The 18,043-nt window shown below is 68.2% G+C and carries 21 protein-coding genes and 5 tRNA genes; 6 read left to right on the forward strand and 20 right to left on the reverse strand.

The genetic code is table 11. The features are described 5' to 3' along the window. Positions 1 to 7 precede the first annotated feature (7 nt). On the forward strand, positions 8 to 829 hold the full coding sequence (locus tag D2E22_RS01565; protein ID WP_126031362.1) for a hypothetical protein: 822 nt from the start codon (positions 8 to 10) through the stop codon (positions 827 to 829). Positions 830 to 833: 4 nt separating this feature from the next. On the opposite strand, the gene D2E22_RS01570 is transcribed toward D2E22_RS01565, so the two are convergent. Together D2E22_RS01570 and D2E22_RS01575 are read right to left on the reverse strand one after the other, a co-directional pair. Then, positions 834 to 1,232: a hypothetical protein gene (locus D2E22_RS01570; protein ID WP_241218113.1), complete on the reverse strand. Its 399-nt coding sequence runs from the start codon at positions 1,230 to 1,232 to the stop codon at positions 834 to 836. A gap of 11 nt (positions 1,233 to 1,243) precedes the next feature. Further along, complete coding sequence (locus D2E22_RS01575; RefSeq protein WP_126031363.1) at positions 1,244 to 1,609, reverse strand: hypothetical protein; 366 nt, start codon at positions 1,607 to 1,609, stop codon at positions 1,244 to 1,246. An 86-nt stretch (positions 1,610 to 1,695) separates the two neighbouring features. On the opposite strand from D2E22_RS01575, the gene D2E22_RS01580 reads away from it, so the two are divergent. Beyond that, a complete protein-coding gene (locus tag D2E22_RS01580; protein WP_126031364.1) occupies positions 1,696 to 2,691 on the forward strand; it encodes a hypothetical protein in 996 nt (331 codons plus the stop codon). On the opposite strand, the gene D2E22_RS01585 is transcribed toward D2E22_RS01580, so the two are convergent. Further along, a complete protein-coding gene (locus D2E22_RS01585; RefSeq protein ID WP_241218114.1) occupies positions 2,643 to 2,942 on the reverse strand; it encodes a VRR-NUC domain-containing protein in 300 nt (99 codons plus the stop codon). The genes D2E22_RS01580 and D2E22_RS01585 overlap by 49 nt on opposite strands. Next, the gene (locus D2E22_RS01590) at positions 2,939 to 3,361 is read right to left on the reverse strand and encodes a hypothetical protein (protein ID WP_126031366.1); all 423 of its coding nucleotides are present in this window, start codon (positions 3,359 to 3,361) and stop codon (positions 2,939 to 2,941) included. The genes D2E22_RS01585 and D2E22_RS01590 overlap by 4 nt, the downstream gene beginning before the upstream one ends. 81 nt (positions 3,362 to 3,442) lie before the next feature. Between D2E22_RS01590 and D2E22_RS01595 the strand changes: the two genes are divergently transcribed. Further along, positions 3,443 to 5,899, forward strand: coding sequence for a hypothetical protein (locus D2E22_RS01595; RefSeq protein WP_126031367.1), 2,457 nt, complete (start codon positions 3,443 to 3,445; stop codon positions 5,897 to 5,899). 84 nt (positions 5,900 to 5,983) lie between these two features. Here the strand turns inward: D2E22_RS01595 and D2E22_RS01600 are convergent, their stop codons facing one another. Continuing rightward, positions 5,984 to 6,280, reverse strand: coding sequence for a hypothetical protein (locus tag D2E22_RS01600; protein WP_126031368.1), 297 nt, complete (start codon positions 6,278 to 6,280; stop codon positions 5,984 to 5,986). Positions 6,281 to 6,306: 26 nt separating this feature from the next. Beyond that, positions 6,307 to 7,302 carry a hypothetical protein gene (locus tag D2E22_RS01605; RefSeq protein ID WP_126031369.1) on the reverse strand — a complete coding sequence of 332 codons (996 nt, stop codon included), beginning with the start codon at positions 7,300 to 7,302 and terminating at the stop codon, positions 6,307 to 6,309. 45 nt (positions 7,303 to 7,347) lie between these two features. Between D2E22_RS01605 and D2E22_RS01610 the strand changes: the two genes are divergently transcribed. Further along, positions 7,348 to 7,722: a hypothetical protein gene (locus D2E22_RS01610; RefSeq protein WP_126031370.1), complete on the forward strand. Its 375-nt coding sequence runs from the start codon at positions 7,348 to 7,350 to the stop codon at positions 7,720 to 7,722. A 164-nt stretch (positions 7,723 to 7,886) separates the two neighbouring features. Here the strand turns inward: D2E22_RS01610 and D2E22_RS01615 are convergent, their stop codons facing one another. Continuing rightward, positions 7,887 to 8,237: a hypothetical protein gene (locus D2E22_RS01615; protein ID WP_126031371.1), complete on the reverse strand. Its 351-nt coding sequence runs from the start codon at positions 8,235 to 8,237 to the stop codon at positions 7,887 to 7,889. 177 nt (positions 8,238 to 8,414) lie between these two features. Between D2E22_RS01615 and D2E22_RS01620 the strand changes: the two genes are divergently transcribed. Next, on the forward strand, positions 8,415 to 9,101 hold the full coding sequence (locus D2E22_RS01620; protein WP_126031372.1) for a GIY-YIG nuclease family protein: 687 nt from the start codon (positions 8,415 to 8,417) through the stop codon (positions 9,099 to 9,101). Positions 9,102 to 9,108: 7 nt separating this feature from the next. Here the strand turns inward: D2E22_RS01620 and D2E22_RS01625 are convergent, their stop codons facing one another. The 12 genes from D2E22_RS01625 to D2E22_RS01675 all read right to left on the reverse strand — a co-directional run bounded on the left by D2E22_RS01625 (position 9,109) and on the right by D2E22_RS01675 (position 15,889). Next, positions 9,109 to 10,032, reverse strand: coding sequence for an HNH endonuclease family protein (locus tag D2E22_RS01625; RefSeq protein WP_241218115.1), 924 nt, complete (start codon positions 10,030 to 10,032; stop codon positions 9,109 to 9,111). Between the two features lie 38 nt (positions 10,033 to 10,070). Beyond that, positions 10,071 to 10,379, reverse strand: a complete 309-nt coding sequence (locus D2E22_RS01630; RefSeq protein ID WP_126031374.1) for a hypothetical protein — start codon at positions 10,377 to 10,379, stop codon at positions 10,071 to 10,073. 254 nt (positions 10,380 to 10,633) lie between these two features. Next, a complete protein-coding gene (locus D2E22_RS01635; RefSeq protein ID WP_126031375.1) occupies positions 10,634 to 11,584 on the reverse strand; it encodes an adenine-specific methyltransferase EcoRI family protein in 951 nt (316 codons plus the stop codon). Then, positions 11,581 to 12,282: a DivIVA domain-containing protein gene (locus D2E22_RS01640; RefSeq protein WP_126031376.1), complete on the reverse strand. Its 702-nt coding sequence runs from the start codon at positions 12,280 to 12,282 to the stop codon at positions 11,581 to 11,583. Before D2E22_RS01640 ends, D2E22_RS01635 begins: the two co-directional genes overlap by 4 nt. Before the next feature lie 217 nt (positions 12,283 to 12,499). Further along, a tRNA-Arg gene (locus D2E22_RS01645) sits at positions 12,500 to 12,572 on the reverse strand. A 22-nt stretch (positions 12,573 to 12,594) separates the two neighbouring features. Then, complete coding sequence (locus D2E22_RS01650; protein WP_164518370.1) at positions 12,595 to 13,452, reverse strand: adenine-specific methyltransferase EcoRI family protein; 858 nt, start codon at positions 13,450 to 13,452, stop codon at positions 12,595 to 12,597. Continuing rightward, positions 13,442 to 13,885 carry a hypothetical protein gene (locus tag D2E22_RS10445; protein ID WP_164518371.1) on the reverse strand — a complete coding sequence of 148 codons (444 nt, stop codon included), beginning with the start codon at positions 13,883 to 13,885 and terminating at the stop codon, positions 13,442 to 13,444. Before D2E22_RS10445 ends, D2E22_RS01650 begins: the two co-directional genes overlap by 11 nt. Positions 13,886 to 13,961: 76 nt before the next feature. After that, positions 13,962 to 15,257 (reverse strand): tyrosine-type recombinase/integrase, encoded by a 1,296-nt coding sequence (locus tag D2E22_RS01655; protein ID WP_126031378.1) that lies wholly within the window; start codon positions 15,255 to 15,257, stop codon positions 13,962 to 13,964. 253 nt (positions 15,258 to 15,510) lie between these two features. Continuing rightward, a tRNA-Val gene (locus D2E22_RS01660) sits at positions 15,511 to 15,583 on the reverse strand. A gap of 30 nt (positions 15,584 to 15,613) precedes the next feature. Then, positions 15,614 to 15,685: transfer RNA gene (locus D2E22_RS01665), tRNA-Val, on the reverse strand. 30 nt (positions 15,686 to 15,715) lie between these two features. Beyond that, positions 15,716 to 15,786: transfer RNA gene (locus tag D2E22_RS01670), tRNA-Cys, on the reverse strand. A 30-nt stretch (positions 15,787 to 15,816) separates the two neighbouring features. Then, positions 15,817 to 15,889 (reverse strand) — tRNA-Gly (locus tag D2E22_RS01675). A 322-nt stretch (positions 15,890 to 16,211) separates the two neighbouring features. On the opposite strand from D2E22_RS01675, the gene D2E22_RS01680 reads away from it, so the two are divergent. Further along, positions 16,212 to 17,012 (forward strand): PAC2 family protein, encoded by an 801-nt coding sequence (locus tag D2E22_RS01680; RefSeq protein ID WP_126031379.1) that lies wholly within the window; start codon positions 16,212 to 16,214, stop codon positions 17,010 to 17,012. Positions 17,013 to 17,145: 133 nt separating this feature from the next. Here the strand turns inward: D2E22_RS01680 and D2E22_RS01685 are convergent, their stop codons facing one another. After that, entirely contained in the window at positions 17,146 to 18,036 is an 891-nt protein-coding gene (locus tag D2E22_RS01685) for an undecaprenyl-diphosphate phosphatase (protein WP_126031380.1), read from the reverse strand. Between the last annotated feature and the right edge of the window lie 7 nt (positions 18,037 to 18,043).

Raw genomic sequence — 18,043 nt, forward strand, 5'->3', positions numbered from 1 at the left:
GCACACCATGCAGACCCTCACCTTCGCCAGCCCCTACATGGTCCCGGACCGGGACGCGTGGGACGGGCTCGCCGCCCAATGGGCCGCCGTCATGCTCGGCCCGGACGTGGACGGCACGTCGACGCATACCCGGCTCATGGCCGGCATCATCGACGACAGCCCCATCCCGGTGCCGCCCCCATGGACCGTGGGCGTCGCACCGGTCACCGTGTCGTACCTGACGGCGCCGCACCTGTGGCTCCCGGCCGAATGGGCGTCGCTGCGCTGCGGGGAGACCATGGCGTCGTGGCATATGCGGATGCTTGCCACCTGCGACCTGCTCGGCTGGGTGCGGCACGGCTCGGCCGACATGTTCCCCTCCATGTCCCCCGTCATCGACGACACGGACCCGGACGCGTTGGGGCAGGTGGTGGCGCATCTGACGACGGGCGCGCCGAGCGAACTGGCGGACATGATGCGTGAGGCGGCGATGGAACGGGTGCGGATCGCATACCCGGACGGCTATCCCGTCGACGACATGATCCGTCTCGGACACGCCATCGCCATGGACTCCGTGTTCGCATCCACGGTGATGAGCGCATACACGGCGGTCGCGTACTCGCGTGCGGACGATCAGGACAGCCGGCAGGCCGCCGTCAGCATCATCCGCCGTCTTCGCAGCGGCGACGCGGTCCGGTTCGACATAGAACGGCCCGACCCGGATTCCACCGCCGCATGGGTGCGCGCCCATGCGGCGGATGCGATGCCGCTGTTCGACCTGCTCGAAGCCGAGGGGCTCGCCCCGGAGGGGATCCGGGACATGGTGCGCTCCATGCTCGCCGACGTGTGACGCTTCAGGCGTGCGGATCGTACGGGTGGGAGTGCAGGAGGATGATGGTGCGCCCGTTGGGGCGGAACGAATCCGGGGAGCCGGGCAGGATGAACTCATGGTGCTTGGCGCGGTGCCGGTCGCGCCACCGGTCCCAACGCCGCCGCGTCGTCTCGCCCGCCCGGGAGCGTTTGCGCGTGAACAGAAGGAACACGGCGACGGCGAACACGGGCACGAGCAGATACGGCCAGTACTGGCCGCGGAACACGACGCGCAGCAGCTGGGCCGCGCCCGCGCCCGCGGCGCCGCCGCCGAGCAGGAGGAACAGGTCGGCGCTGCGCATCCATTGGCGGCCGCCGACATGCAGCTCATCGACCTGGCTCACCCGCTGCCCCGACACCTTCGTGAGATCGTACAGCATCATGACGCGCCCCGTCAGAAGTTGAAGATGCGCGAGAGGATGTTGAGAAGGGCCTGCACGCCGGTCATGACGATTTTCGTGAGGAACGGCAGGATCTCGGCGGGAAGGATGAAGATGAGGCCCGCGACCATGCCGGCGATGCACCAGACGACCGTGCTGTTGCCCGCGTTCAGCGACTGGCCGATGGGTGTCTGCGGCCAGAAGCGGCGGATGACGAGCAGTACGATGCAGATGACGATGAAGATGGCGCCAACGATGGTGCATGCGAGTTTGAGCGAATCGTTCTCGGTGATGTAGCCGACGAATTTGGCGACGCCCTCCGCGGCGGGCTCCACGATCTGCGGCGCGTCGGCGAGCGTGATGCCGTGATTGTGTTCCATGATGACTCTCCTCCCCCCGCCCCCGAGGGGCGGTGTCGACGGGTTTGCGGCCACGCTATGCGCCCGGGACGCATAGCATGCCGTCCATGACACGCAGACATGGCGGAGACGAATGGTTCGACGATCCGACGCGGCGCCGGGAGCCGGACCCGGACAGGCAGTTCCTGCGGCTCGTCGCCCGCAACACGAACAAATGGCGGTGGGTGCAGGTCGCCACGCTCATCCTCGCGCTCTACGCCGCGTTCACCGTCTCCGGCCTGCCCTCCCAACCCGCCTCCACGGGGCCCGTCGTGCAATTGGCGCCGGCGGGCAAGGCCGCCGCCTACAGCATGGTCGACACGTGGCTTAGGGACGGCCAACCTCTGGGCGCGCAGGCGGCGATCATGTCATGGGACGGCTCCGACGAGGTGACGATCACGTCCCAGGACAAGCCGGTGAGCGCCGTCGCGCACCATTTCACCGTCACGGACGGGGACCGCTGGTGGACGGTGACGGAGACGGTACGCGCCGACGGGACCGCCATCGGCTACCCGAACGTGACGCCGGTGACGGTGCCGGCGACCGTGTCGCCGAACACGCAGGAGGCGTGGGACGGCGTGCTGAAGACGGCGACCGTGACGGACGCGCTCGACGCGCTGGTCACCCAGTGGGCGCAGGCCGTCATGGGTTCGGACGCGGACCGGCTCAAGGTCGTCATGTCCGACCCGGATCCCGCCGCCCGCTACCAGCCGATGCTGCTGGACGGCGTCGTCAAATCAGCGACCGTCCACAAGCTCATGTACGCCGACCGTGGGAGTGTGGACCGGGAGCGGAACACGTCCGACCGGGCGTATGCGCGCGTCTCCGTCACGTTGGACCGTTCCGGCACGGCGAAAGATGCGGGACAGTGCTCATACGGGTTCGACCTGCTCATAGCCGACCCGGACGGCACGCCGCACATCACCGCTTGGGGCGCCCCCGGCACCGCGCCCACCCTCGAGGACTGGTCCAACCGTTGGGAGGGGGCCGAACTCAGGGTGCCGGACGGCAAGGATCAGGAACCGGAGCCGTCGGCCGGGGCGGCCGCGTCGACCACGTCGTGAAAGAACCGGTCCGCGTCGTCGACGACATGGACCGGCCAGCCGAGCCGGGCGAGCCGACGGTGGATGGCGGGCTGCACGTCATGGACGCGTCCGCCCGGCCGTTTCACCTCCACCATGAACAGGCGCCCGTCGGGAAGGAACACGAGCCGGTCGGGCACGCCGGCGGTGCCGGGCGCGGACCATTTCACGCTCCATCCGCCGCGGCGCGCCGCCAACACGCCCAGACGCCGCTCCACATCCCGTTCCCTCACTGAAACCACCTCCGTCGTTTCGGCGACTCCACGCCTCGCAGACCCCCTTCGGCCAGATCCAGCAGGTCGGCGGCCGTCTGCGCGCCGCATGCGCGACATACGCGCGGATCGGGAACCCTGTCGCACATGCCGTCCCTCACCTCCCCGGGCAGATCATGCGCGGTCGCCAACGCGGCCAGCACGACCGGATCCGTGTCATGGGCGATCAGATCAAGCACATCCGCGTCCAGATCCGTCCGGCGCGCCATCGCGGCCCTCACCGCCGGCACGTCGTCCTCCGCCAGCATGCGGACCGCGGCGGGTTCCAGACGGTCGGCGTAGCGGGCCGCGAACCAGCGGCATGCGGCATTGTCGTCATAGGCCAACGCCTCCGCCGTGCCGGTGTGGTCGAGAATCCGTTCAAGCCATGGAATCGTCATGGCCCGCCCCCTATGCGTCGCGGGCGCATAGGGGGCGGGCGTCACGGTACGCATCGACAGCCGACAGAGGAGAACGAATCCATGACGAAACATACGCACACGCCCCGCATGCTGGCCGCCGCATCCATGGCCGCCGTCATGCTCGCCGGCGCCGCCACGCCGGCCATGGCCCACGAGGCGGCGGCCACGCCCACCGCCGAACCATCCGCGGGCGCGACCGCCGCCCGCACAACCCTAGACGATACACAACGCGCACAGCTCGAACGGCTCGTCGAGGATACGCACTGGTGGGAGGACGAATCCGGATTCCCCCTCGATACGGCCGCCGTCGACGATCTTTCCGAACGGCGCGAACGCATCCAGACCGTCCTCGACGGCGACGGCACGGACGACCCCGCACTGCTCGCCGCCGAAACGCAGGACGCGCTCACCCGCCTACGCGCCCGCCTGCTCGACGACACGGGGCTCGGCGACGACATCACGGAACACGGCAGCCTCGACCCCGCCCTCTACACGCCGGACACGTGGGACGCGTACGACACGGCCGTCGCCGACGCCGCCGCCATGCGGGACACGTACGCGCGCACCACCAGGAACGAGGCGACGACGCTCCATGCGCGCATCGGCGCCCTTAGGGGCAAGCTCGCCACGGCCCGCGCCTACACGGCCGACGGCGCCGCCATGACCGCCACGGACGACGGCTGGCACGCGGACCTGCGTGTGGACGGGGGCGCACTGCCCGACACCGTCACCGTCACCAACGGCAACGGCGCCACCGTCGCCACCCTGCCCCTAAAGTCGCAGCGGTTCGAATCCGGCGACAAGCTGGGCGTCGGCGACCGGATCGGCGAATACTCGGGCACCGGCCGCGACGGCGCCAAGCTCACCGCCACCGTCCGCACGGCCGCAGGAGCACAGACCACCGCCGCCCTCGACGACGGAGCCCCGGCGCCCCTCACCCGCGACGACACCGGCGAATACACCACCACCCTCACCGCCCCGCTCGGCACCGGCAGCGACTATTTCGGATGGGACACGGCACGCGCCGTCACCCTTTCGGACGGCACCACGCTCACCAATCCGACGGTCGGCGAATGCACCGCCCGGAACGAACCCCTGATGGAAGGACAGACCGCCCTCACTGGCTACATGTCGGCCAAGTGCACTGTCACCTACACGGGACGCGCCGCGGGCGGCGAAACCGTGAGGGTCGACGTGAACGCCACCCGCACCTACGCGCCGGCGCTGCGCCTCACCCTCACCGCCACCGGCGCGGACGGCAAGGAGACGACCATCTGGCAGAGCCCCATGGAAAGCGGACTGCGCATGAACGACGTCACCCTCCCCTCCCTCGGCTACGACAAGGTCGGCGACCGGTACCAGATCACCGCCGCCATCGCCGAGGCGACCGACCCGAACGTGCGCGACGTGACCGTACGCACCCGGCTCGGCGACAACGGCGCACGCCTGTTCGACGTGACCTTCACCGTCGACGAGATGAGCCGCGGCGAGGACGGCGCAACCACGATGAAACCGGTCACGCGCACCGTCACCGTCACCCAGCCGTTCGACGCGCCCCCGGCGAACAAACCCAACGGGCAGGCCGTACTCACCGGATTCCTGGTCAACGGCAAACCCATGGACGGGTTCAGCGCGGACCGCACCGACTACGTCATCCGCGCCAAGCAGGGCGAAAAGGTCGTCGTCCCCCAGCACGCCGACGACGTGACCGTCGCCACCGGCCCGTCCCGGCAGACCGCGTACACCACCGTCCAGACGTGGGACGTCACCGGCCCGGACGGGGCGCACAGCACCTACACCGTCACCCTCATCCGCGACCATGACACACCCACCGCCGACGAGGCGTTCACCCCGCCGCAGCCGGCCGGCGCGTTCACCGACAAGGAGAACCCGTCCGAGACGAACACCGACCTGTACTCCGTCGGCTACACCGTAGACGGCAAGTACACGCCCGTCAACCGTGACAGCTTCACGATCCCGGAAGGCGGCGTCCTCTCCTGGGAGGCGTATGCGGGACAGGTGGTGCAGGCCACCGGCGAACGGGTCGAGGGCATGACGTGGCGCTACCGTCTGGGCGTGCTCGCCGCCGACCAGAGCACGTATGCGGAACGGACGGTCACCGTCACCTACCTCACCGCCGCCACCCACAAGGCCCAGCTCGACAACATCCGCGTCGACGGCGCCGACATGCCCGCATTCGACCCGGAGCGGACCGAATACACGGTTGGTGTGGAGAATCCGGAACGCTACACCGTCACCCCCGTGTTCGACAAGCAGTCGGGCATGAGCGTCACCGTCGACAAGAGCAGTGAACGCGCGATCCTCACGGCCGTGTCCGCCGATGGTCTGACGCGACGCGTCTACACGGTGCGGATCGTGCAGGCCACGGAGACGGGTGCGGGCACGGACATGCTGGCGGAGACGGGCACGGCCGCGGGCGCCGCCGCGGGGGCCTCCCTCCTGGCCGCCCTCGCCGGCATCGCCCTGCTGGCCACGCGCCGCCGCCGCGCACGCTGACCCTGTGCACGCCCAACACGTCAGGGGCGTCGCATACGGATGGGTATCCCCCGTATGCGACACCCCTGACGTGTTGGGCGCCCCTTATGAATCCTCCCGCCGCGGGGCGTGCAGCCTTCCGGTGGACAGTCCGGCGTCGCGGGCGCCCATCATGCCGGCCGCGGCCATGCGCAGGCCGCCGGCCAGACCCTCCCCGTCGTCGAGACGGCCGACGACGCGGAACGCGGCGCGCAGACGCCGCTGATCGTCCGGGCTCAGCCGTTCCAGGATACGGCTGGCCTGTTCAAGGATCCTGTAATCGTCGCTGCAGGCGGCGTAGAGGGCGAACAGGCTCTCCATGTCCATATCCTCCAGCCGCGCACCCCTGTCGTTCATCATCATGACGTCCCCGTATGCGTCCGGCGACGCTAGTCGTAGAGCGCACCCGTGTCGAAACCCGACGGGAGCCGCCACCCGTCCAGATCGGGGAACCCGAACCCGGCGGCCATCGCCTCCAGGCCGGCGCGCGCCCAGTCATGCCGCGCCCGCGGCGGCGAACCCGGCTCGGGATGCCACCCGTCCACGGCCGTCAACGTTTCGGCCCACGCGCGCAGCTCGGCGGCATGCTGACGCGGCCGCCCCTCGCACAATGCGGACACGGCGTTGAGGATCCCGTCGGTGCGTGACGCGTTCACCCACACGACATGCGTATCGCGGCACGTGTCGTGCGCCAACGCCCGATCCCAGCGTCGCACCTTGCGTTCCAGCCCCATGTTCGCGGACGCGGTGAGTTCGACGCACACGCGCGCATCCTGACCTATGAGGATGAGGTCGGGGCCGCCGGAACCCATCGCCGGATCACGGGTGAGCATGTCGAAACGGCCGTACGCCTCGCCTGCGGTGCGCCATCCGGCCCGGCGGGCGCGGATGGACAGGTCGGTGCAGATGAGGTTGTGCCGATCATACTGGCGTACGCCGCGCAGATTGCCCGGCCCCACGGCCGCGATCTGCACCGGGTTGGCGCCGAGCCGGGCGAGCCGGGTCTCGATGCGGTCGTGGACGGGAAGACGGACCGCCATCCACGGCGCGGTCGACGGCGTGACGCGGGCGCGCCCGTCCGGATCCATGGGGAATCCCGCGTCGATGAGACGTAGCGCCGCCATTGACCGCCAGAACATGGCATGAGGCCTGCCGGGGATGCGCGCGTCCAGCCGGTGCAGCTGCCCCGTCTCGCAGGTGCGGTGGGCGTGGATGAGCGCCAACGCGCGCAACGTGAGCGGCAGCCGGTCGGCAAGCAGCCGCCCGGCCCGCCCCTCATCGGCCAGCCATGCGGGCGAGGACCCCAACGTGGAGTCCCACCAGTTGAGGATGGGGCCCATCACCCACCACCGGTCATCCATCGGATCGAAAACGCATGCGCTCATGACGTTCCCGTATGCGTCCACTCTCCGGACGCATACGGGAACGTCATGAGCAACGACAAGGATAAGGACACGCCGACGGTGCGGCGCGCATGGCGCGCCCTGCGTTCATGGATGCGGCGGCCCAACGTGCGGCTCATGGCGAAGACGGTCGCCCTGTGCGTGCTGGCCGTGGCCACAAGCCCGTGGTGGGTGGCGTTGTACAGGATCCTCCTGTACGGCGCCGCCATGGACCAGGCCATCATCCTCTGCTCCGTGTTCATCATCGGACGCATCATCATCGCCCGACGCCGCTGGCGCCGCGGCGACGCCGCGGACGCGGACGGCGGCCCTGACGAAAGGAGACCCCATGGGAGTACGCGCAACGGCGGCGGCAACGGGAAGACGCGGCGCCCCCACGCCGGCGGCAAACGCCGCCGATAAGAATCCACCCCTGTGCTACCGTGACGGACGGCCCACCATGGCGAGCCGCATACGCATCCGCCTGTTCAGCGAACAGGCCCGCGCGTATGCGGCCCGCACGGCCCAATGACGGGGACGGTGCGGGCGCAGGAAGGCAAAACCGTTGCGACCGCACCATCCCCACATCATAATTCCGTCTCAAGGTCGAACAACGCCTTCTGATACGGGAAGGACAACGCTCCGAGGATACGACGCGCCTCCTCGTTGTCGATCACGCCCTCCCTGTACAGGCGCATGATCTTCTCCATGATGTTGACGGATATGCACTGGGCGAGCATCATCACCCGGCCGCGCGCATCCTCATCCGCCAGCCTGCCCATCGTGTCATCCGACACGTAACCATGGTATCGGCTGGTCCCATCCTCCATCTCCACCCTGACCGTTTCCGCCAGCGGCCAGTTCTCCCCATCCATGCCGATCGTGAGGATTCCGGTCTCCTTGAATACTCCCTGCGGTTCCTGTGCCCTGCCGTTCATGATGTCCTCCATTGCGGTGCCCGTCGCCGTACGGCCATCCCGTACGGTTCATACACCCGCACCATGCGTCCTCATCCCCGGCGGGTCGCCCCGTCGGAAGGTGCTACGGTAGGGCCATAACCCCGCCCCGTGCGACGGACGCGCCATACGGGGCGGCATGACGGGATGGAGGCCACCATGAGCTGCATCTACATTCTCACCAACCCCAGCTTCCCCGAATGGGTGAAAATCGGCTACGCCACCAACGTGGACGAGCGGGTGGGCCAGCTCAACGCGTCTACGGCGGTGCCGTTCGCATTCCGCATATACGCCACATACGACGTGTCCCGAAGCAACGTGGACAAGCGGTTGCATCACCTCATCGACGCGCTCAACCCCGATCTGCGCAGCATAGATGAGGTGCACGGGCACAGCCGCAGGCGTGAATTCTACGCAATGGACGCGGAGGACGCGTACCGGCTCCTCGAGGACATCGCCACGATCACGGACACGACGGATCGGCTGCACCGTTTCGAAGCGGACGCGGAGCAGCGTGAGGACGAACAGGAGGCGGAGGAGGCGCGCACGCGGCGTACCCCGTTCCGTTTCGACATGGTCGGTCTCACCGCCGGCGAAACGATCACGTTCATCCACGACGAGAGCATCCAGATCGTCATCGCCGACAATGCGCATGTCGAATACGAGGGCGACCTGTGGACGCTCAGCGCTCTGGCACGCACCCTCGTCGGCACCTCCTCACCATTGCAGGGGCCGGCGTATTTCACCTACGGCGGCGAAACGCTCAAACACATGCGGGTCCGGTACGAACACGACCCGTCCCTTCTGGAGGATACGGCGCGGACGCCGGGAACCGTCGGCGCGTAGATGAACGCTACGGCCGGGAGCCGGCCACGCAGGACGCCAGGTATGTGACCGTCTGCTGCTTCTCACGCGCCGTCATCGTCAGACCCCAGTCGTGTTTGATCCGTGCGCGTTTCGCCATGTAGTCGCACCGGTAGGCCTGGTTGTCGGGCAGCCAGATGTCGGGGGCGGTCGTATTGGACCCGGTCCGGTAGCGTCCGGTGCCGGCCATGTCAAGGCCGGCGCCTTTCGCCATGTTGGCCGGACCGTCCACGGCGAGCAGCACATCCGGGGAGTTGGCGTAGGCGACGCGTCGATCCTGCCCCCAGTCGCGTGCGCCGGACGCCCACGCGTCGTAGAGGGCGACCACATGGTCGATCTGGACCTTCCCGGACGTGGACCGTCCACGCTTGAACCCTATGGTCTGGCCCGTGTACGGATCGTCAAGCGTGCCCGTGGTGACATGGCAGTCACGGTCGCGTGCCACGTCGGCGAGGTCGCGGGCGAGGATGGTGTCGCGGATGGTCGCCTTGCCGCAGCCGGCCTGCGCCCAGCCGTCGCCGAACTTGGACTCACGGTCGTAGCCGCCCGGTCTCGCCGCCGCCACTCTCACTCCGTCCAGGGCGTCGAGCGCGTCCTTCCATCCCGCCGCCGTGTCGGATACGCCGGCCGCCCCGTCCCCGGACGATCCCGAACCGTCCGGGCGCGGCGTCTCCCCCGCCGCCGGGCTTGGGGTCGTCGCATCCGGGGACGGGGCGGCGGCCGTATCCGACTTGTCCGTGTTGCGGTCCAAGGTAAGGCCGGGCCTGTCCGTGTTGCGTTCCGGCATCGTGTCATCCCGTGTGAACAGGTCGCCGATGGCCACATCCGGGTTTCCGATGCCCGTCTGTTCGGACAATGCGCGCCATCCGCCCGACTGGACGAGGACGATGAGGAGGATGATGACGAGGAACATGGTGAGGAGCGTGCCCCCGACCCCGCCCCGGCCCGGCCTCATGCCGCACCCTCCGCGGGAAGGAACGGGGCCTGCACCAGATCGTTGAGCCAGCCGAGGATCGTGGAGCCGCCGCCCGCATCCCAATGCAGGCCGAGTGCGCCGAGCACGCCGATGAGGAGGATGACGAGAAGGATGGCGGCGGCGGCGCGCACGGCGTAGCGCACGTATCCCATGGTGCGGCCCATGGCGACGCCCGCCAGGACGGCCACGACGAGGATGAACGCCAGGACCATCAGGGAGTCGACGCTTAGGATGTTCGCCCAGAATGCGCGCCATGCCACAACAAGAACGTCCTTGAGGCTCATGTCCTCCCCCTTTTCCGTCAACCGGGCCGTCCGACGGGGACGGCCGTACCTGGCATGCGCCTATGCGCCCGCCCGCCATGGGCGCCGGCCGGCATAGCGGCCCGGAGGAAGACACGGCCAACATGAAGGAGCATTCATGGCGGACAGGGACGACACCGTCAGCGACATCCGACTCGACATCGCCCGCCACTGGCTGGACCGCGGCGAGGACACGGACACCATCATCCGTCTCCTGCACATCCCCGCCGAGACGGTCATCCGGCTCGCCGCGGAACGCCCATCCCGGGAACCCAGCCGGGGCACGGCTCCAACAGGATCCGCTTATACGCTTTTCTCCCGTGCACACGCGCAGCCGGCCAGCCCTCCGCGCCCGAGACGGCCACGGGCCGCCAGCCGCGCGGCCACATCGTGAACACCCCCACCGACGCGGCCACCATGCCGTCATGGCCGCCGGGAATCAGCGCGCGCCGGTCGGCGACCGGCACGGCCGGATCGTCCAGAAGCGGCAGCATGGACGGGTCGCCAGGCTCCGGGTCGAACACGTCCCCCTCCATGGGGCCGGGCAGGTTGGTGAGCCATCCGCACGGGGAGACCCGCACCAGCTGACAGCCGTCCACGTCGCGACGTGTCGCGCACGCATCCACGTCGCCCGACGGGTGACGGAACCACAACCCCCCGTTGCCGCCCGTGCATCGCAGCAGTCCGGCGCGGAACAGGGGGAACACGCTCCGGTAGGCCAGACACATCGGATTCGCAATAATCAGGAACCCCGTCCGCGAGGCGACCAGCCGCGGCACATAATCCTTCAGACGGCTGAACGGCGGATTGCCGACCACCACGTCCGCGGCCGTCAGCTCCCGCAGTCCGGAGGGTGAATCGAATCCGCCCGCATCCCCCGTCGGCTCGCATGAGACATGGCGCCCGTCATAGCGGAACACGCGGCCGCCGCCGTCCGCGTCGGCGAACAGCGTATCCGCCGACGGGTCGAAACGCAGACTCGTGAGCGAGCGCAGACCCCACTGCGTGAACCGTTCGCACAGGATCGTCCAGAACGCGGACGTGTCCCCGTCATTCGTGTTGAGCAGCACGTGCGCGCCACGCAGCCGGTCCGCGTACCGTTGCAGCATCGGCTCCGCCGTGCCGGCGGGCGTGTGGAACTCGTCGTCGCCGCGCCGTTGCGCGAACCCCAGGTCGATGCGGCTCACCGCGTCGTCCCCCCGTCCGCCGCCGTGCCGTCGACGCCCGCCTCGAGGGCGTCCGCCAGTTCCGTGAGCCGTGCCGTGATCTCACGGAACGCACGGTCGGCGGCGCCCGCCCGCTCCTCGGCGGACCTGACCCGTGTGCGGGCGGCCGCAAGCAGCATGTCGGCGCGACGCCGCGCCTCCTCGACGATCCGGTCCGCTTCCGCGGCCGCCTGTTTCGCCTGTTCGGCGGCGTCCTCCACCGTTCGCGCCGCATTCTGGCGCGCCTCGTCGAGCATCGCATCCGCCCGGCCCGTCGCCTCCGCGACGATGCGGTCCGCGTCCGTGTGCGCCTCCGTCACGATCCGTTCGCCCTGTCGACGGCAGTTGTCGATCATCTGCTCGTTGTCGCGGGCGACGGCGGTGAGCGCATGGCGCGCATCCTCGCGGGCCGCGTCACGTTCACGGATGAGCCGGTCCGTCATCGTCGCCAGACGCGTTCGTTCCCGTTCGACGGCGGCGAACGCCTCCGCGTCATGCGCGAGACGGCGGCGAAGCTCACTGTTGCGGCGCCGCTCGTCGGCGAGAACCCGGTCGACCGCGTCCGGATTGTATCCGCGCAGGGTGCGGGGGAACGTCACGGCCGGCACATCCTCGACCGTGACGGCCATGTCGGGGCCGGGCGCATCCTCGACCGTGGCAAGCATGCGGGTTTCGTCCATAACGGGGGTTTCCTTTCCACTGCGTACGTTCACGCACCGGCCCTATGCGTCGGCGGACGAAAAAGAAAGGAACAAGAGGGAAGGGTGCGGTCCGGCGCACATGTGACGACGTCCCGGACCGCACCCGACCGGCCTGAGTGCAATGACCGGCCGGGGGCGTTTTCGCACACCATCCGCGCCGAAACAGGCGGCGGACGGCGTGCTGAAGACGACCCCGTGCCCCGGGCGGGATTCGAACCCGCGACCTTCCGTTCCGGAGACGGACGCGCCATCCGCTGCGCCACCGGGGCCAACATGCACCCGCCGGATGCGTCAGAGCCGCTGCACGCACAGGCGGGCGAACAGGTTCCGGCCATGCACGCACGCACGCCCCAGATGATGACGGTCCGGACCGTCCGCGAACACGCCGCGCAGCCGCCACCCGTCCAACGGCCACACGTCCAGGAACGTGAGCGGCACCGCATACACGCCCGGCACGTCGGCCAGCATGTCCAGCCTCGGCACATGCAGCACGCCGGGCCGACCGTCCAACGGTTCCAGCAACGCCGGGTCGCCGTGCGGGCGCAACGGTGCGCGACGCACGGGCAGCGTGGTGAGCCAGCGGGCGTTGCCCAGCACCCGCTCCCCGTCGCCGACACGGAAACGCATACGCGAACACATATAGCCGAACCGGAGCGTCCCGTCCAGGACATACGGCAGGATCCGCGCATACTTCGCACAGCTCAACGTGCCGATGACCAGCAGGTCCGCGCCGGCGCGCAGCATGCGCGGCACATAGTCGGACAGGAGACTGAACGGCGGATTCGTGACCACGATGTCACAGCCCGCCGTCACCCGCATGCACTCACGGCTCCGATACGACCCGTCGCCGCGCAGCCGCGCATGCTCCCACCCGTCGCCAGCCCAATCCCACCGGTCGCCGCACCCGTCCGGGTCGAGCAGCGAACCGGCACCCTCCCGCCACCGGGTGAGCGTCAGCCGCCGGAGCCGCAGATCGGCGGCGTTCGCGGACAGCCAGCGCGCGAACGCCGAGTCGGGACCATCCGCGTTGCAATGCACGGCCCGGCCGCGCAGAGCGTCCCGATGCCGTTCAAGCTCGACGGCCGCCGTGGCCGGCGTCGTATACCATTCATCCGAACTGTCGCCGCGCGCCGCCCGGTTAAGACTCATGTTGCCCATGACCGGGCACGGATGCGTCCCCCGCCCCGTCCAGACCGCGCAGCATCCGGTCCGCGCCGGCCACGACATCCCCGCCGGCCACCTCCAACGCCATGTCGGTGACATATTGGAACACGGAGTCGACCACCGCCTGCAATATCGGCCCCGCAGCCAGCCAGCCGTGCGGATGGGTGACGACGCTCTCCAGCATCCCCTCACCCATCCACACGGCCACCGCCCGACCGCCACCATCCTCCTGTTCGAGACGGTCCAGATCCATGACGGCCACATCGTGCAGCTCACGGACCCCGTCGCGAATACGCCCCCGCATCACGACGATGACATCATCACCGTCCATGTCGGCGCAATACTCCGGCACGGGGCCGTCCATCCGCCCCGGATCCTCCATACCGTCACCGCTCACCATCTCCCCATGCACCATCATCACCGACTCCTTAATCCCTTGCCTGTGCCATGCAATGTCGGCATGACGTGCATGCGTCGGATGACGGCGGAGATGGTCAGCGGGCGAGGAGCCGACGGATCCGGTCCGCGCGCCGCTCCAGCTCGTCGAGCTCACGGCCGAGCTGGTCACGGCTCCGGCCCGGGGAGAACACGTCGTCATACGACATGGCCGCCAGGCGCGCACGCTCCTCCAGGCCACGCGACTTCGCGTAGTAGCGGATCGTGATGGTCGGATCCGCATGCCGGGCGAACAGCTGCGCATCCTTCAACTCGCCGCCCTCATGGATGATGCGCGAAATGGCCGTGGCGCGCAGCATGTGCGGGGTCAGTTCGGGACGTCCCATACGGGCGGCGGCCCGGTCGAACTGGGCGCGCAGCGTCCTGTCCGACATGACTCCGCCGTGCACCGGGTTGAGCAGCTGCGCCTCCGGCCCCTCATGACAGAACATGCCGATATGCTCCGCGAGTTTCGGTATGAGCCGTTCGGGGATCGGCATGGACGCCATCGACCCGCGCGTCTTCATGGCGCCCAGACGCACCGGACCCGTATCATCAGGGCCGCGGCGGATCGAATGACGGATGGTGAGCACATGCCGTTCCAGATCGAAATCCCCCACGCGCAGCGCGCACATCTCCCCGATGCGCAGACCGAACGCGACCATGACATGGATGCTGATGCGCGTGTACGCCGGCATCGCCTCGGCCAGACGCCGAATGTCATCCTGCGACAGCTCCGCGATCAGATCCTTGTCCGCCATGCGTTTCGCCGGCACGGGCGCCACGCAGGGGGACCGTTCCAGCAACGGCGCCGAACCATCGGGCGGCGCGACCGCGGCGCGCATGATGGCACGCAGCATGATGTACGCCTCACGTTTGGGCGTGGCCGCCAGGGAGCATCCGTCCAGCCATGCGGACACCATGCGCGCGTCCACCGCGTCGAGCCGGACACGGCCGAACACGTCCTTCAACCGTCGCAGCAGGAGACGTTTGCGACGCAGCGTGGCGGGCGCGAGAGGCTCCCCGCCGCGCGCACGACCACCCCACCTGTCCATCCACACATCCGCCCAGTCCGCGAACGTGATGCCGGACAGCGCGGCCGCCCTGTCCCGTTCCCTGGGCGCCGTCCAGTCGGCGAGCCCACGGCGGTACATGTCGACGCGGACCCGCTCGTCGTCCAGCCACGCCACCGCGCGGGCGCGGGTGTCGAACAGGCGCCCCACCCTGCTTCCGGGACGTTTGGGATTCGCGTAACGGGCCAGATAGGCCACGCTCCCGTCCGCGCGCCTCTTCGCCAGGACGCCGCCGAAACGGCACCCCTCCATATTGTTCATGCTCATGTTCGTGTTCGTCATGCGTCTCTCCGATGCGGCAGAAGAAAACCCTCACCGCGACACGCCGAAACACACAGGGCGCGCATCCAACCCGGAACGATCCTAGGGCACCTTGGTACCCGACCGGTACCCGAAATCACCTATCCGGTTTCCGAAACCACGCACGCACCACCCTTGGACACGCCTCCACACGACACGCCCGACACGCCGACCCATCCCAACGGACACGCCGAAACAGAAAAGCCTCCGACATGCCGTCGGAGGCCCATATGGGTGGGTGATGTAGGAATCGAACCTACGACCCCTTCCGTGTGAAGGAAGTGCGCTAGCCGCTGCGCCAATCACCCGTTCTTCAGTTATGCCGATCACTCGGCTCGTGGGCGATACAAGATTCGAACTTGTGACCCCTTCCGTGTCAGGGAAGTGCGCTACCACTGCGCCAACCGCCCGGTCGGCTTGGATGATCGCTCATCCGTGCGAGGTGGGTACGAGAGTCGAACTCGTCTATACGGCTTTGCAGGCCGCTGCCTAACCGCTTGGCTAACCCACCGACAAGGTCGTCAGACTCATCGGACCTTAGAGCGGACAACGGGACTCGAACCCGCGGTCTCGACCTTGGCAAGGTCGCGCTTTACCAACTAAGCTATGTCCGCATGTGTTCCTGGCGGCGCTTGGGCTGCCTGAGCACGATTGACTACTTTAAACGACGCCGCCGCGATTCGCAACATCACGGCGTGTCGCCCGTCGTGCCGCCCTTCCCCGGCCGCATGGCACGACGTTCGGGAAGAACGTGCAGCCCACAGTGCGGAACAGGAGTCGCATACGGCGGCGCGGCCAGCGTAGACTGTGCTTCCAATACCCCGATACGCCGTACGCCGAGAGGTGTCAGCCCGGGGCTAACCTTCACGATTCCTGAACAAATCGAGGTCTAGAGTAAAAGTCATGTACGGACAGAGACCCAGAGCGAGATACATCATGGTCGCGGCGTTCGACGGCTGGAACGATGCCGGTCAGAGCGCGACGAACGTCGTGCGCCATCTGGTCTCCAAGTTCCATGCGCTCGAGGTCGGCCACATCAGCCGCGACGGCTACTACGACTACCAGACCTCCCGCCCGATGCAGTGCGTCATCCAGGGCACACGGCGCATCCTGTGGCCGCAGACCGCGTTCTACGACATCACGATCGACGATTCGCTGCATATCCTCGCCCAGCTCGGCCCCGAGCCGAACTACCACTGGATGGAGTACTGCAAGGAAAGTCTGCACTTCGCTCAGCAGTACGACGTGCACAGCATCATCACGCTCGGATCGATGTTCGCCGAATGCCCGCACACGCGTCCGCTGCCGATGGACGTGAGCGTCGACGGCGAGCAGACGGATCCGGACAGCGAATACAACGGTCCGATTGGAATCCCCCATCTGCTTGACGCGCTCGCGATCGAGGAGGGCTACGAGACGACGGCCATCTGGGTGTCGCTGCCGCAGTACCTTGGATCCGACCCGTGCCCACAGGCCACGTTGCAACTGCTCGATGAGCTCTCGAAGGTCATCGGCGTCAGGCTCGACGCGAAGGACCTCGAGAACAAGGCCACGCAGTGGCGCTCGCACTGCGACATCATGGTGCGCAACAACGCCGACCTCGCACAGTACGTGGACCAGCTCGAACATGACGCCGACATGCGCCAGCGTGCGAAGGACATCACGACGGCCGGCGCGCCCGCCGTCGAACAGCTCGTGCAGGAGGCGGAGGCCTATCTGCGCGACCAGCAGATGTGAGCGTCGGCGCGGACGTTCTCGAATCCGCCTGATGCCCATCCCCGGCGCGCCGTGACCACACGGCCGCATATGGTTCGGGGCCCGTGCAAGGATTCCTTGCACGGGCCCCGAACCATATGCGGCCGTGTGGTCCTCAGGCGTTGCCGCCGAGCGCCGCGCCCTCGAGCGGCTGCAGCACGCCGGTGAGCAGCAGCACGGCGACGATGACGGCCAGCACGATGCGGTAGATCGCGAACGCCTTGTAGGAGAACGTCGACACGAACTTGAGGAAGCCGATGATGACGATGTAGCCGACGACGAAGGCGACGACGGTCGCCGCGATCGTCGCGCCCCAGCCCGGGAACATCGGATCGGCGGCCGCTCCCCCGTTGATCGCCTTGGCGGCCTCGAGGATGCCGGCGCCGAACACGGCCGGGATCGCCATGAGGAACGCGCAGCGCACCGCCGCCTCGCGCGTGTAGCCCATCGCGCGTCCGAACGTGATTGTGCCGCCCGAACGCGAGACGCCCGGGATGAGCGCGAGCATCTGGCCGATGCCGTAGAGGACCGAATCCTTCGTCGTCATGTCGTCGATCGTCTTGACCTGCGGGGCGCGGTCGTCCACGATCCACAGGATGACGCCGAAGACGAGCAGCATCGCCGCGGTGATCCACAGGTTGCGCAGCGTGCTTTCGATCGCGTCCTGGAACAGCAGGCCGGCGACGACGATCGGGATCGTGGCGATGATGATGTACCAGCCGAGGCGGGCGTCCTTGTTGCCCGCGCCCATGCGGTGGCGCCAGTCGGAGCCCTGCCTGCCGGCGAGGCACAGGCACCAGTTCTTGAGGATGTTCCAGATGTCGTGGCGGAAGTACAGCAGCACGGCGAGCTCGGTGCCGATCTGGATGATCGCCGTGAACGCCGCGCCCGGATCCTGTCCGAGCATGAGGTCGCCGATGATGCGGATATGCGCGCTCGACGAGACCGGAAGGTATTCGGTCAACGCCTGCACGAGTCCCAGGAATATTGCTTGGAAGAAGTTCATGGACCCT

This window comes from Bifidobacterium castoris, from assembly GCF_003952025.1.
In the GTDB taxonomy this organism is placed as follows: domain Bacteria; phylum Actinomycetota; class Actinomycetes; order Actinomycetales; family Bifidobacteriaceae; genus Bifidobacterium; species Bifidobacterium castoris.

Bases quoted from the DNA above. Each gene is read 5' to 3' on its own strand.
- D2E22_RS01565 (WP_126031362.1), top strand. From the start codon at position 8: ATGCAGACCCTCACCTTCGCCAGCCCCTACATGGTCCCGGACCGGGAC.
- D2E22_RS01570 (WP_241218113.1), bottom strand. From the start codon at position 1,232: ATGATGCTGTACGATCTCACGAAGGTGTCGGGGCAGCGGGTGAGCCAG.
- D2E22_RS01575 (WP_126031363.1), bottom strand. From the start codon at position 1,609: ATGGAACACAATCACGGCATCACGCTCGCCGACGCGCCGCAGATCGTG.
- D2E22_RS01580 (WP_126031364.1), top strand. From the start codon at position 1,696: ATGACACGCAGACATGGCGGAGACGAATGGTTCGACGATCCGACGCGG.
- D2E22_RS01590 (WP_126031366.1), bottom strand. From the start codon at position 3,361: ATGACGATTCCATGGCTTGAACGGATTCTCGACCACACCGGCACGGCG.
- D2E22_RS01595 (WP_126031367.1), top strand. From the start codon at position 3,443: ATGACGAAACATACGCACACGCCCCGCATGCTGGCCGCCGCATCCATG.
- D2E22_RS01600 (WP_126031368.1), bottom strand. From the start codon at position 6,280: ATGATGATGAACGACAGGGGTGCGCGGCTGGAGGATATGGACATGGAG.
- D2E22_RS01605 (WP_126031369.1), bottom strand. From the start codon at position 7,302: ATGAGCGCATGCGTTTTCGATCCGATGGATGACCGGTGGTGGGTGATG.
- D2E22_RS01610 (WP_126031370.1), top strand. From the start codon at position 7,348: ATGAGCAACGACAAGGATAAGGACACGCCGACGGTGCGGCGCGCATGG.
- D2E22_RS01615 (WP_126031371.1), bottom strand. From the start codon at position 8,237: ATGAACGGCAGGGCACAGGAACCGCAGGGAGTATTCAAGGAGACCGGA.
- D2E22_RS01620 (WP_126031372.1), top strand. From the start codon at position 8,415: ATGAGCTGCATCTACATTCTCACCAACCCCAGCTTCCCCGAATGGGTG.
- D2E22_RS01625 (WP_241218115.1), bottom strand. From the start codon at position 10,032: ATGTTCCTCGTCATCATCCTCCTCATCGTCCTCGTCCAGTCGGGCGGA.
- D2E22_RS01630 (WP_126031374.1), bottom strand. From the start codon at position 10,379: ATGAGCCTCAAGGACGTTCTTGTTGTGGCATGGCGCGCATTCTGGGCG.
- D2E22_RS01640 (WP_126031376.1), bottom strand. From the start codon at position 12,282: ATGGACGAAACCCGCATGCTTGCCACGGTCGAGGATGCGCCCGGCCCC.
- D2E22_RS01650 (WP_164518370.1), bottom strand. From the start codon at position 13,452: ATGAGTCTTAACCGGGCGGCGCGCGGCGACAGTTCGGATGAATGGTAT.
- D2E22_RS10445 (WP_164518371.1), bottom strand. From the start codon at position 13,885: ATGATGGTGCATGGGGAGATGGTGAGCGGTGACGGTATGGAGGATCCG.
- D2E22_RS01655 (WP_126031378.1), bottom strand. From the start codon at position 15,257: ATGACGAACACGAACATGAGCATGAACAATATGGAGGGGTGCCGTTTC.
- D2E22_RS01680 (WP_126031379.1), top strand. From the start codon at position 16,212: ATGGTCGCGGCGTTCGACGGCTGGAACGATGCCGGTCAGAGCGCGACG.
- D2E22_RS01685 (WP_126031380.1), bottom strand. From the start codon at position 18,036: ATGAACTTCTTCCAAGCAATATTCCTGGGACTCGTGCAGGCGTTGACC.